Here is a 12860-nt window from a genome sequence, read left to right as displayed (position 1 = left end):
CGCCGGCCCCGTCCTCCGCCCGGATCTGGCCGCTCTGGCCCGTGCCACCGGAGTCGCCGGTACCACCGGTACCACCGGTACCACCGGTACGTCACCCGGGGAGGTCTCCGCGCAGCGGGACGCGCCGCTGCCGCCGGGGCTACGCAGATCCGTCACCGGTCGGGGGCGCTCCACCGTGGAGACGATCGCCGAGGCGGCGGTCGCGGCCTTCGAGCAGCGTGGGCTCGCCGGCACCAGCGTCAACGACATCATCGCCCGCTCCGGCGTCGCGCACGGAACCTTCTACCGCTACTGGGCGGACCGCACCGCCATCTTCACGACGCTGGCGTACCGCGCCGCCGTGCACATCTGCGACCACTTCGACGCGCTGCTCGCCGTGGGCACCGCCGACGAGCTGGCGCGGTGGCTCGACGACTGGCTGCACATCGTCGAGCGGCACGGCACCGTGTTCCACATCTGGACCTGCGAGATCCTGGACAACCCGCCGCTGTGGCCGCTGGCCCGCGCGGTGCGCATCCACCTCGAGGACATCATCGCCCGCCTGCCGCACCGCCGGCCCGCCAGCACGACGACGCCGGCCACCACGACGCCCGCCACCACGACGCCGGCCACCATGACGATCGTGTGGTGGACGGTGCTCACCGAGTTCCCCTACAACGCCTGGCTGCGCCATCCGGTGCTCACCCGCGAGCAGGTGCTGCACTGCCTGACCCTGCTGATGGCCCGCGGCATCCTCGGCCTCGGGGACTAGGAACTCCCCGAAGCCATCCCGGCAGGAGTTCTCAGGTGATGTCGTCGACAAGAGCCTCAAGGTGGCGCTCTCCGTCGCGGGTATGCGCGCCGGCGGCCAGTGCAGCCCTGGCGAGACGGGTTGCAGCGGGTTCGACGAAGAGTCCGTTGAGGAGCTCGTTGGCCTTCCGCAGGCCGCGAGTGATCGACTCGGCCGCGGCGTCGACCGCTTCGGTCGCGGCGCGGGCGACGCCGGGAGGAAGAGCGGCGATGCGGGCGGCGAGGGTGTCGACGACGAGGTCGAGCTCGGTGTCCGGCACGGCCCGGTTCACCCATCCGATCCGTTCCGCGGTCGCGGCATCGATCAGCTGCCCGCCAAGGATGATTTCCAGGGCGCGTGCGCGCCCCACGAGACCGGGCAGATAGGCAGTGCCTCCCGCGCCCGGGATGATGCCCAGCCGACACTCCATCTGCGCCATTGCGGCGCGCTCGAGCGAGGCGAACCGCATGTCCATCGCGGACAGCAGTTCCGCACCGCCGCCGCGGGCCAGTCCGCGCAGCTTGGCGATGGTGATCTGCGGCAGCGATCGGATGCGTTCGTGCAGGCGCATCATCGGGTTGAGGGACTGGTCCTGTCCGGGCGCGAGGGGAAGGGCAACGAACGTCGCGGGGTCGTCGGCGGCCGTCATGTCGCCATGCGCGACGAAGAAGTCCGGATCCGCGCTGTCGAAAACGATCACTCGGATGTCGTGGGCGCCGGACATGGCGTCCGCGAACCGGTCCAGGTCCGTCATCAGGGCAGCGTCGAGCAGATTGAGGGGAGGGTTGTCGATCACGACGCGCGCCACGCCGCCGGTGAGAGAGATCTTGAGGGTCGAGTATGCGTCGGTCATGAGTCCCGTTTCACTGTCAGGCCGTTAGGTATCTGATGTATATCTAGTAGCTCGGATATACTTCAACGAAACCAGGTATCGCGAGGGAGACCGACGTGCCCGACGTGAAGCTCGACGGCGACGGCCGGGATCTGCTCGACCAGCTCTTCGACAAGTGGTCCCTGCTGGTACTGGCCGCCCTGTGCGACCGCCCCCGACGCTTCAACGAACTCCGGCAGGACATGCCCGCCGTCACCCCGAAGTCACTGACCGCCTGCCTGCGACGACTGGAGCGCAACGGCATGGTCGAGCGAGCGGTCGTGTCCACGGAGCCGGTGGCGATCGAATACCACATCACCCCCCTGGGCCGGACCCTTCGGTCCCCTGTGCACGCCATACTGGAATGGGCCGTCGATCACCTCGACGTGGTCGAAGCCGCCCGCTGCCACTACGACGAGCGACGTGCGGACACGTGACATCCCGGTATGTCTCGCGCAGGACGGCGCCAGGACTCCCACTCCCCAGGAGAACTGTTACTCGACAGCCACTGTCGCCCGGCGGGCGATGCGGGCCTAGGCCGTGTCGAGCCGCGCGCGGGTGATGCGATGCAGGTGGCGGTCGAGCGTGCGCGGGCGACCGCGTCACCGTCGGGCAGCAGGGTCAGTGCGCACGTTCCGCGAGCACGGCGGCGAGCACGGTGACGCTGACCGGCGATGCGGCCAGGTCCATCGCGGCCCGTACGGACTCGGTCGCGCGGATCGATGCCTCGTGAACGGCGCCCGGCGTCCGCGCGCCGATAGCGGCGCGGCGGGTCAGGATCAGCCGGCCGTCCCGCACGATCGCGGTGGAATCCGCCGCGACGATGAGCCGGTCCCGCAGGGCAGGAGTACGGCCGAGATCCCGGGCCAGGATCGCGATCCACTCGGCAGCGGGACGGACGATCACCCGGTGCGCGCCACCGATCGCCGCCCCGGCCGGTCCCACTGCGGCGGGAACGACCCCGGCGAACAGGCCGAACGGAGTGACCCGCCGCTGCCACCGCAACACGAGGTACAGCCATCCTTGCCAGGTCGGGATGTAGCTGATGTCGCCGACCATTTTCACGCCGGGAGCGGAGGCGGTGAAGTCACGGTTGACCAGGTCCGGAATCGGGCCGGCGGGGCCGGCGTCGGTGAGGGAGTGCCGCCAGGGGCGGGGCTGGCAGGCGACCAGGTGCGCCTGGCGCATCAGGGATCGCACGAGCTCGATGCCGCAGGTCTCGCCTTGGCGGGCGAGGTGGGCGTGGACTCGGCGGTGTCCGTAGGTTCCGTCGGAGCCGTCGAACACAGCTATGATCATCCGGGTGAGGTGGGCCCGGCGTCGGCTGGTCGCCGACGCGGGTCTCGATCGCCATTCGTAGTATCCGGACCTGGATGTCTCAAGCCAGTGGCACATCGCGTCGATCCGATATTTTCGGGCGCCCGCTGGTGTGCGGGTGTCCTTCTCCACGTCGATGAACTCGTATTTCGAGCTTACCGATATTCCTGGGCGAAGAAGGAAGCCGCTTTTCCCAGGAATTCCGCCTTGAGGCGTAGTTCCCGGTTCTCCTTCTCGAGTTCCCGTAGCCGTGCACGTTCCGGTACCGTGAGCGGCGGTTCGTCGCCGGCGTGGTCTTTCCGGTAGGCCGCAACCCAGCAGCCGAGGGTGCCTTCCAGGATTCCCAGTTCACGAGCGACGGCGGCGATCGGACGTGACGTCTCGATCACCGATTTTACTGCTTCCTCGCGGAACTCCGCCGAGAATTTCCTGCGACGTTCTGCCATGTGGCACACTCCATTCCAGGTTCAGTCTATTAGATCGACTGCCCGGAATACGCGGGGCGCCTCAACCGGTCGGCTGGATCAATCGTTGCATCGGGGTTAAGTCGTAGTGAGCTGACTGAGCCATGCTCCGAAGGTGAGCGAGAAGGGCGGTCGGGCGTCCGATGCGGCCGCGAGTGCCTGCCAGCGGGTCAGATCGCCGCCACAGGTCTCGATGATGATTGCCGCGATCTCCTCGGCGCGTTCGGCGCAGTTCAAGACATGCCGAGCGGGCAGGGCCCGCAGGATCTCGGGTGTGGTGTGGCGGGACCGCAGCAGCCCCTCGGAGGTGCGATCCCGTTGGGCGGCGGGGCCGCGCAGATAGCGTAGGTGCTCAGAAAGTACGGCCACCGGATCGGCGACCTGAGTCAACTCGTCGTCGCCGGGAACCTCCCGCAGCCTGGGCTGGCGCGCTTCGGCGGCCTGCCGTCGACGGTCGATCTCGACACGGCTGGCGTCGGCGAGATCGCCCCGGCGGTGATCTGCCAGCGCGGCGAGGGTGTTCTCGTCCAGGGTCGGGACGAGCGCAACGAGGGCCGGGCCGGGTGTCGCATCGTTGGCCGCCAAGGCGAGCACGGCATCGGTGCGTTCCGCGAACCGGTCGGGATCGTCGGCACGGCGGTACTGCAACGCCGACGGGGGGTCAGGGATAGTGCGGGCTGCCGCCGCGGCGTCGGCGAGCAACGTGGCGTCCTCGGTGAGGACCGCGAGGTCCGCGATGCCCTTCCAGTCTGTCCCGGAGCCGGAATTTCTTTCATGGGGCGTCCAGCCGTCCTCGACCGCCTCCCGGACGACCCGCTGCAACTCCCGCGCCGCAACCTCGCGAAGCCGGGGCTGTCGACGGACATGGCGGGCGGCGATGGAAAGCCGTATCTGGCCGTCCCAGTAATCGCGTTCTTCAGGGGCGGCCGGGCGTAGTGCGTCGCTGGTCACCGAGGGAAGACAGGCGAGCAGGACATCGTCCGACAGTTCCGCGGGAAACCGGAGCAGGACCCGGCGGACGGTCTTCTGATGCTCGCCGTCCCGCGCCAGTGTCGCCCACAGTTGCGGCGCGGGTTCGAGAAGCGCCCATAGCCGCTGGTTCTCGGCTTTCTCCTCTGCTCCCCGACGCTCCATGACCTCCCGCTGCTCCCGGTCGCTCATCGAGCTGAATCCCGGAATCGGCGTGCGAGGCGAGATCGCCGCGTTGATCAGAGCACGGCGGAGCTCGTCGGGGATGGCGCCCTCGACCCGCTCCTCCCACCGGCGCGGCACCCTCGTCGTGTCCTCGGGTGACAACGCCGCCCCCAGCTCCACAGCTCTCGACAGCCATCCCTCGGCGCCGCAGAACACGACCAACTCCGCCGACGGCCCGTGCGCCGACACCGCCAGATCCACCAGCCCAATCTCCGCGGGCCAGCAATCCAGCAGGTCGATGACCTCCCACGGCCGAGCGGCCCGGAGCAACTCGGCGCGTGCCTGCTCGTCAAGGTCGTCCCGCTGCGCCAAGTCCAGAAGTCTCTCCGGAGCTGTCTCGGCGACCAGCAGGGCCAACCCGCGCACCGCCTCGGAGGTCAGCTTCGGGCTACAGATAAGGGCGTTGACCAGCGATCGGTCCATCATCGTCTCTCCGTCGGACTCGTCCGGATCGGCACGGGCGATCCGGCCCGCCCCGGGGCACCATCACGCAGACTGACACATACCGCCGCAGTCTGTTAGGAGTCCACGGAACCCCAGCAGACACCGCGGCCCAGGGCCAAGTCGACACCGCCCAACAGGCCAACGAGCACACGCCGCCTACTCGTGCTGCCCCGCAGTCGGACGTTTTCCGTCACGATCCCGCTGGGCCACTGAGCCATTCCCGGCAACGACTTGTGACGTTGGGTAACCATTACGGGGTGTGAGTGTCTCGGGGGCTGCGACGACGAAGGCGCAGGGCTCCGTTAGGAAGGTTGTTCCGACCAAAGAGCAACCTGAAAGAACCCCGCGCCTCGATGAGTTTCACATACCGCGCCGAGCTGCCCCTCGGCGATCACGCTGTCTTGCGCCTGGCGAGCCTGCTGATCGCGGAGCGTCAGCGTCGTGGCACCCGCAGCGGTACCCGGACGCTGTCCGCGCTGGAGCAGGCCGTGATGGTTCTGCGCTGGTTCTGTGACGGGACCAGGGCCAGGCAACTGTTCAAAGAACATGGCGTGTCCCGGTCGGTGGGCTACCGCTACCTGCACGAGGGCGTCGCCGTGCTCGCCTGGCAGGCTCCTGACCTGCGCGAAGCGCTGATGCGGGCCAGGATCACCGGCTATGACCACGTCATCGTCGACGGCACGGTCATCGAGACCGACCGGCTGCGGACCCCCGGGCCGACCGAAGGTGTGGACCTGTGGTGGTCCGGCAAGATCGCCCACCACGGCGGCAACATCCAGGTCCTGTCGGCCCCCGACGACGGCTGGCCGCTGTGGGTCTCGGACGTGCGGCCCGGCCGCGAGCACGACTCGACCGCCCTGAAGGCCTCCGGCGCGCTGCCGATCCTGCAAGAGTGGACCGCCGACCTGCACGAGGTGCTGTTCGACCTCGGTTACGAAGGGTTGGGCAGCCCGGCCGGGCCGCTGGCGATTGCGTACAAGAAGCCCCCCGGCGGCGCCCTCACCGACGAACAGAAGGCGCACAACAGGATCCACAACGCGCTGCGCGCCGTCGGTGAACGCGCGAACGCGCTGCTCAAGGGCACCTTCCGGCTGCTCCACACCATCACGATCGACCCCTGGAAGATCGGACTCGTCGCGAAAGCCGCTCTCGTCATCCTCCACACCAAGCACCGCAGAACCGTCTGACACCCAACACGGCATTGATGTCACGCAAAGCGACGAAACGTTACCGGGAAAGGCTCAATGGGAGCGAGTAAAGCTCGGCGCCCCGACGGTTTCTTTAGCCGATGAGGACCTGACCCGTCGCGCGAGGGAAATCGAGGTGGCTTGGGCTGTGGGGCTGCGCAGTCCGGGAAGCGCGGGGCGCCTTGGCTCGCGAACCGGCTCCGACGAACTGACGTTCCACCGCCGGGCAAGTGACGTGAGCCTTCCGCGCAATCTTCCTCGACTCCGTGCCCGTGAACGTGCCGTGCGGCCACGCCCAGCGTTGGGCTCCTTCAGCGGCCGACCGTTCGCATTGAACATCGCGGAACACTCATCGCCGGCCTCTCCAGCAAAGCCGAAGCGGCCAGTGACACCAGCGACGGCGACGGCGGAAGCCGGTGGGTGGCGGACCGCCCGCGGACTGCTGCCGCAACCTGCGGGTGACGCGGTGACCGACGGGCGGCTGGACGACAGTCGTTGTCCCCCTATTGACTGATCGATACCATCAATCGGCGGGCGTGTCGGTGATGGCGCGAGGGCGAACGGATGCTGCTGTTGCCTGCCCGGCCGAGGGGGTGGGACGCGGATGGCCTGGTTCGGCCGTCGGCGCGCGGAACGGCACCCGGCCCGCGCGCCGGCCGATCACGATGTGGTCGAGGCCACCGATTCGGCGCTGGATCCACAGGCGGCAGTCGCGGCCAGCCAACGCCTGCTGCGGAGCGTTCCGGTGGGTGCGAACGACGAGCGGGGCAGACTAGCCGTAATCGGTCAGTTCGCGGTGGAGCTGGAACAGTCGTTCAGCCGCACGGGCGCCCCCGAGGGACTGGGCGTGGCGATCGAGCTTGGCCGGGCGCTGGCCGCGCGCTGCGTCGGCTGGCCCGAGGAGGCCGAGATCCGGTCGAACCTCGCGAGTGCGCTGCTGACGAGGTTTCAGGCGGCCCGCGCACCTGCCGACCTCGACGAGGCGTTCGGCCAGGCTAGCGCCGCGGTGACGGCGAGCCCGCCTGGCCACCCCGACCGCGCCCGCAGCCTCTCGAACCTCAGCTACGCCCTGCGGATGCGGTCCGACCGCAACGACTCGGCGGATGACCTCGACCTGTCGATCCACGCCCTGCGGGAGGCACTGCACGCGACCGACCCGACAGACCCGGACCGGTCGGGACGGCTGACAAACCTCGGCGCCACCCTGCATATGCGGTTCAGGCGGTCGGGCAGCCATGACGATCTCGACGAGTCCATCGAGACCAGCCGAGCCGCCGGCCGGATCGTGGGTGCCGCCGGCCGGTTCGACGCGATCACAAACCTCTGGTCCGCGTTGGTCGACCGGGTGCAGGTCGACGGCCGCCTGGAGGATCTCGACGAATGTGTCGAGGTCGGCCGGGAGCGGGCACGGCTGATGACCACTCGACCGTCCGGCGGGCCGCCCGCGTCACAGCGGGCCCTGTTCTTGTCCCTGCACGCGACGATGTTCCTGTCCCTGCACGCAGCGATGCTGCGGGTCCGCCTGACGGAGCTGCTCCGGCTGCGGGCGGCACCGCCGGCCGCAGCCAGCGACTCAGCACGCAACCGGCGGGACCGGCTCGACGCGCGCGCCGACCGCACCGGCGACCTCGCCAGCCTGGACGACGCCATCCAGGTCGCGACCGAGATCGTCGACCGGGCTGACGGCAACCCGTCGGACCCTCGACGCTGGTCCGACCACGGGGTTCTCGCCGACCTGCTGCGCCGCCGCTACGAGCTCACGAGGGACGTCGACGAACTTGGCCGAGCGATCGCCCTGTGGCGCGCGGCGCTCGGCGGAGCACCAGACGAGCACCCCGGCCGGATCCCCTGGCAGGGCAACCTGGCACTGGCGCTGCGGATCCGGGCCGAGAGCACGGGGGACATCCGGGATCTGCACGCGGCGATTCCGCTGCAGCAGGCTGTAGTCGAGGCACAGCCGGCCGACCTGCGCGCACCGGACCTGATGGGCCTCGCCACCATGCTGCAGGACCGCTACCAGCACGGCGGACCACCCGCGGACCTGGACCGCGCCCTTGAGCTCGGCCGCGCTGCCCTGGCGGCGTCTGCCGCCGACGACCGTGGCTCCGTCTTCAACAACCTGGCGCACATACTGCTGCAGGACTACGAGCGGACCAGCGCCCCGGCGACGCTGGCCGAGGCCATCCACATGTTCCGCTCGGCCGTGTCGGTGACACCGGCCGCGCACCGCCGGCTGGCCTCCCGGCGGTCCGCCCTCGGCGCCGCGCTGCTCATGCAGGTGGACCTGACCAGCAACGCCGCGGCGCTCGACGAGGCGATCGTTCTGCTGCGCAGCGCTGTCGACGAGGCGTCGGCCGACAACGCGATGTACCGGCCGCAGCAGCTCGCGAACCTGGCGGACGCGCTGTGGCGTCGCCACAAGTTGGCCTCCGACGCCGAGCACCGGGCGGGCGACGTTCAGGCGAGCGGGCAACAAGGTGGCGGCCGCGGAGACGACGGGCCCCCAGCGAACGGTGCCGCCGGCCGCGAGCCGGTGGCGGACCTCGACGAGGCGGCACAGCTGTGGGAACGGGCCCTCGAGATGCTGTCCTATGAGGATCCCAGACGGCTGAGGCTGCTGATCGATCTCACCGAGGCTCGAGCGGCCCGCAACCGGCTCTTCGACGGTCCCGATACCCGGACCGGTGCGGCGACCGGCGGTCCGGTGACCAGTGGGTCGGCGGCCGCCGGTGCGGCGACGGCCTCGGCTTCGGGCCAGCCGGCAGCGGCCGACGACGAGGCCGCCCCGCGTCTACTCACGGACGGATTGGTCCGGACCGATGTGCACGAGGCGTGGGTGGACCTCACCCGTTCGGAGGCCAGGCAGAAGCTGACCGCCTATATCGAGGAGTCTGCGAGGACGGCCGCACAGTACCGGGCCAACCGGGACTACCGCGGCGCAATCATCTCGGAGCAGAACCGCGACTTTCTGCTCCGGGCGGCCCAGGTGGGCGGGCCCGCGGCTGCCAAGGAAGCCCTTCGCCGCGCAGACCTGACCGTATTGCGAGCCGCAGCATCGGCATTCTACGGGACCAGGAATCCCGACATCGAACGGCTGCTGTTGACTGCATTCCCCTACCTTCCGAGGATAAAAGTCGTTCGCAAGGACGGCGGCCCGACTGACGGCCCGGACCTCGCGTCAGTCCTCGGCACGGGAGAAGAGTCTGCCTGGCTCGCTGCGAAGACGGCGGCGTTCGAGGCGCACGCGGCGTTGGGCGTCGTCACAGTCACGGACGACGCGCTGTGGCGGACAGGGGCCGCAGTCGCGCTCGCTCTGGAACGGGAGTACGAGCGCCGTGACGAGTCCCGCCCGGTGGCCGAGGGCCCACCGGCCGCCGACCTCTCCGAACCGCTACCCGTCGAGGTGGGGTTCGCGCTGGCCATCGCCGCCCTGACCGTCCTTCCGCTCACCGTCACCGAGGACGACCTGCGGATCCTGCTCACCCTCGCCGCGAATCTCGCGCACCGCCTCCACGCCCAGATCGGCGCCGCACCCGCCGGGGAGCGGTCCGCCGCGTGGCCGTCCGGAAGGGTCCGCGAGGACAGTGACCACCTCGGGGCGATCATCGACTGGAAGGCCATCCTCGGGGAGCGGCTGCTCACCGTCGAGCTGGCCGAGGCCCAACGCGTCGAGGTTCTCCGCAACCTGGCCGTCACTCTCGGCGAGCGGCACGCCCACGACGGTCACACGGCGGACCTCGACCGTCTCATCGACGTGTTCGCCGAACTCGCCGAACGGACTCCGACGGACGACACCGAGCACCTCCGCTGGGACTTTCAGCTCGCCGACCAGCGCGAACTGCGGTACCCCGATACCGGCCAGGCCGCGGATCTGGACGGTGCGGTTGACGGGTACCGACGGGTATTCGATGCACTGCCTGCCGACGACGAGCTCCACCCAGCGGTCCGCGGAAGGTTGCGGGACGCCCGCCTGCAGCGTTTTCGCGCCAGCCGACAGATCGCTGACATCGACGCGGTAGTCGCGCTGTCCGAAGCGGCCGCAGGGGCGGAGGCGATGGAGCGGGCCGCCGACCCGGATCAGGTCTGGCGGCAGGTCGACCTCGCCGAGGCGCTGCGCGAACGGCACGACCTCACCAGGCAGGTCGCCGACATCGACCGGGCAGTCGCACTGGGCCGCGAGGCGCTGTCCGCTGTCGCCGCGGGCGCACCACTCCACGCCGAGCTGTCCAGCCAGCTGGCGCTGTCGCTACGTGGGCGGTTCCTCGAGAACGGCGTCGCCGGGGACATCGACGAGGCGGTCGAGCTCGGCCGGGCGGCAGCAGCAGCGACATCCGCCGCGGACCCCGATCACTACGGTTACCTGGTGGCCCTCGCCGACCTGCTGGTGCTGCGGGTCGGCGCCGTCGGGCCGCCCGAGGTGGCTGCCTGGGTACGAGAGCAGACAGCGGACGAGACGGCGGAGCAGCGGCGACGGACGGAGGGTGTGCTCGGCCGCTGGTTTCGGACCGACGTCGACCGTGATGGCGACCTCGCGACAGCCATCGGCCTGTACCGGCGGGCGCTCGCGGCCGTTCACACCGGGGATCGCGACAATGCGCGCATCTTCGGCGCTCTCGGCGTAGCTCTGCGGACCAGGCACACCCTCGCCGCGTCATCGACGGCCACCGACGTCGACATGGCCTCAGACACGGACACCGCGCTCGACGCGTTGATCAGCGCAGCGCGGCTCGCCGGTCCCGGAGACCCCGAGCGGACGGCCATCCTGCACAACCTCGGGATGGAGTGGCGGCGACGGGCCGAGCGCAGCGGCTCGCCAGCGGACCTCGCCGCCGCCGCCGAGAATCTGCGGGCGGCCGCCACGAACCCCGCGGGGCCGGCGCACGTGCGCCTGCGGGCGGCCGAGGAATGGGGCTTGGCCGCCGTCGCCGCGGGGGACCTGGCCGCCGGCGTCGACGCCTACGCGTCCGCGCTCGCCCGCCTGCACGAGGTGGCCTGGCAGGGCCGCGACCGGCCTCACCAGGAACGAGAGCTGTCGAGCCGGGCGCGCCTCGCCCGCGACGCCGCCGCGGTGGCGCTCGACGCCGGCCAGCCCGAGCGTGCCGTCGAACTGCTCGAACTGGGCCGCTCGGTGCTGTGGACCCAGCTGCTCGACCTGCGCGGCGACGACAGCAGACTCGCCGCCGCAGCCCCGGCGCTACACACCGAACTCGGCCAGGTCCGGGCGGCGCTGGACGGCGAGGCCGAGGTGACCGCCGCGGAGCGCATCGCGCTGGCCCAACGATGGGACACCCTCGTCGCACAGGTACGGACGCTCCCCGGGTTCACCAACTTCCTGCGTCCCGTCCCGCTGGAGCGACTGCGACGCGCGGCGGTCAATGGAACCGTCGTGATCGTCAATCTGAGCGATGTGCGGTGCGACGCGCTGCTGGTGCGTCCCGACGGCGTGCGCGCTGTGCCGCTGCCCGAGCTGTCCGCCGACGAAGTGGGTGCGCGCGCCGCCAGCTACCTGGGCGCCCTGCGGACGACCGAGCAAGCCCGGCAGGCGCAGCAGGCGGCCTGGTCGGCGGTGCCTTCGCCCGCCGCGGCCACGCCGCCGGCGACCGTGACGGCCGCGGTGCAGGCCGCGCAGCGGGCCGAACGCGAGCTGCTGCGCGCCGAGAGGGCCACCGAGGATGCGATCACCGCGACCCTCGAGTGGCTCTGGGACGCCGTCGCGGAGACCGTCCTCACCGCGCTCGGGCATCTGGACGCCCCGGCCGGCGACGCCCCCTGGCCGCGGGTGTGGTGGTGCCCGACCGGGCCACTCGCACTGCTGCCGCTGCACGCTGCAGGTCATCACCGAGACACCTCCGGCAGTCCTGCCCGCACGGTGCTCGACCGGGTGGTGTCGTCCTACACACCGACGCTGCGCGCGTTGCTGGCCGCGCGAGACCCCGGCGGCCCGGACGATTCCGGTGCCCCCGACGACCCCGGTTCCGCGGACGACTTCGGCCAGCTGCTCGCCGTCGCGATGCCGGACACCCCCGGGCAGCCGCCGCTCGCGGGTGTCGACGACGAGCTCGCCGTCCTCGGGGAGCACTTCGGCGACGACCACGTCACCGTCCTGCGGGCCGGCGCGGCGACCCGGCACGCCGTCCGCGCGGCATTGGGTTCCCACAGCTGGGTCCACTTCAGCTGCCACGGCACCCAGGACCTCGCCGATCCGAGCAGCGGCGGCCTGGCCCTGCACGACGGGGTGATGACCGTCGTCGACGTCGCGCGACTGCGCCGTCGTGGCGAGTTCGCGGCGCTGTCCGCCTGCAAGACGGCCACCGGCGGCGTCGAGCTCGCCGACGAGACGATCACACTGGCCGCTGCGTTGCACCACGCGGGCTGGCGTCACGTCGTCGGGACGCTGTGGTCGGTGTACGACGGTTCCGCCACGACGGCGGTGTTCCGCGCCGTCTACGGCGAAGTCACGGCCGGCGGCGCGCCGCGCACCGACGGCATCGCGGGGGCGCTACGCCGGGCGGTGGTGGCGCTGCGGGACAATCATCGCGGCGAGCCGAGCGTCTGGACGCCGTTCACTCACACCGGGCCATGACCTGCCCATGCCAGGTCGCGGTCGAGCCCGA

8 protein-coding genes are annotated in these 12860 nt (G+C 70.6%); 4 read left to right on the top strand and 4 right to left on the bottom strand.

Going from position 1 to position 12860, the window contains the following annotated elements; all coding sequences use genetic code 11:
* Positions 1 to 751, top strand: a 751-nt coding sequence (locus NBZ85_RS03480) for a TetR/AcrR family transcriptional regulator (protein WP_261561508.1), incomplete at its 5' end; no start/stop codon positions are given.
* 31 nt (positions 752 to 782) lie between these two features.
* Here the strand turns inward: NBZ85_RS03480 and NBZ85_RS03475 are convergent.
* Positions 783 to 1622: an enoyl-CoA hydratase/isomerase family protein gene (locus tag NBZ85_RS03475; RefSeq protein ID WP_261561507.1), complete on the bottom strand. Its 840-nt coding sequence runs from the start codon at positions 1620 to 1622 to the stop codon at positions 783 to 785.
* 95 nt (positions 1623 to 1717) lie between these two features.
* Between NBZ85_RS03475 and NBZ85_RS03470 the strand changes: the two genes are divergently transcribed.
* Positions 1718 to 2077: a winged helix-turn-helix transcriptional regulator gene (locus NBZ85_RS03470; RefSeq protein ID WP_261553776.1), complete on the top strand. Its 360-nt coding sequence runs from the start codon at positions 1718 to 1720 to the stop codon at positions 2075 to 2077.
* Between the two features lie 184 nt (positions 2078 to 2261).
* On the opposite strand, the gene NBZ85_RS03465 is transcribed toward NBZ85_RS03470, so the two are convergent.
* From NBZ85_RS03465 to NBZ85_RS03455, 3 genes are all read right to left on the bottom strand, one after another.
* Positions 2262 to 2939 (bottom strand): lantibiotic dehydratase, encoded by a 678-nt coding sequence (locus tag NBZ85_RS03465; protein ID WP_261553775.1) that lies wholly within the window; start codon positions 2937 to 2939, stop codon positions 2262 to 2264.
* Between the two features lie 173 nt (positions 2940 to 3112).
* Positions 3113 to 3403, bottom strand: coding sequence for a transposase (locus tag NBZ85_RS03460; protein WP_261553774.1), 291 nt, complete (start codon positions 3401 to 3403; stop codon positions 3113 to 3115).
* A 96-nt stretch (positions 3404 to 3499) separates the two neighbouring features.
* Positions 3500 to 5041 carry a hypothetical protein gene (locus NBZ85_RS03455; protein ID WP_261553773.1) on the bottom strand — a complete coding sequence of 514 codons (1542 nt, stop codon included), beginning with the start codon at positions 5039 to 5041 and terminating at the stop codon, positions 3500 to 3502.
* Between the two features lie 371 nt (positions 5042 to 5412).
* On the opposite strand from NBZ85_RS03455, the gene NBZ85_RS03450 reads away from it, so the two are divergent.
* Both NBZ85_RS03450 and NBZ85_RS03445 read left to right on the top strand, forming a co-directional pair.
* Positions 5413 to 6246, top strand: coding sequence for a transposase family protein (locus NBZ85_RS03450; RefSeq protein ID WP_261553772.1), 834 nt, complete (start codon positions 5413 to 5415; stop codon positions 6244 to 6246).
* A gap of 604 nt (positions 6247 to 6850) precedes the next feature.
* Positions 6851 to 12829 (top strand): CHAT domain-containing protein, encoded by a 5979-nt coding sequence (locus tag NBZ85_RS03445; RefSeq protein WP_261561506.1) that lies wholly within the window; start codon positions 6851 to 6853, stop codon positions 12827 to 12829.
* Positions 12830 to 12860 lie beyond the last annotated feature (31 nt).

This window comes from Frankia tisae, from assembly GCF_025403405.1.
In the GTDB taxonomy this organism is placed as follows: domain Bacteria; phylum Actinomycetota; class Actinomycetes; order Frankiales; family Frankiaceae; genus Frankia; species Frankia tisai.
Note: the sequence above shows the minus strand (reverse complement) of the source record. Positions and strands in the feature narration are given on the sequence as shown.

Bases quoted from the DNA above. Each gene is read 5' to 3' on its own strand.
- NBZ85_RS03445 (WP_261561506.1), top strand. From the start codon at position 6,851: ATGGCCTGGTTCGGCCGTCGGCGCGCGGAACGGCACCCGGCCCGCGCG.
- NBZ85_RS03465 (WP_261553775.1), bottom strand. From the start codon at position 2,939: ATGATCATAGCTGTGTTCGACGGCTCCGACGGAACCTACGGACACCGC.
- NBZ85_RS03475 (WP_261561507.1), bottom strand. From the start codon at position 1,622: ATGACCGACGCATACTCGACCCTCAAGATCTCTCTCACCGGCGGCGTG.
- NBZ85_RS03455 (WP_261553773.1), bottom strand. From the start codon at position 5,041: ATGATGGACCGATCGCTGGTCAACGCCCTTATCTGTAGCCCGAAGCTG.
- NBZ85_RS03460 (WP_261553774.1), bottom strand. From the start codon at position 3,403: ATGGCAGAACGTCGCAGGAAATTCTCGGCGGAGTTCCGCGAGGAAGCA.
- NBZ85_RS03450 (WP_261553772.1), top strand. From the start codon at position 5,413: ATGAGTTTCACATACCGCGCCGAGCTGCCCCTCGGCGATCACGCTGTC.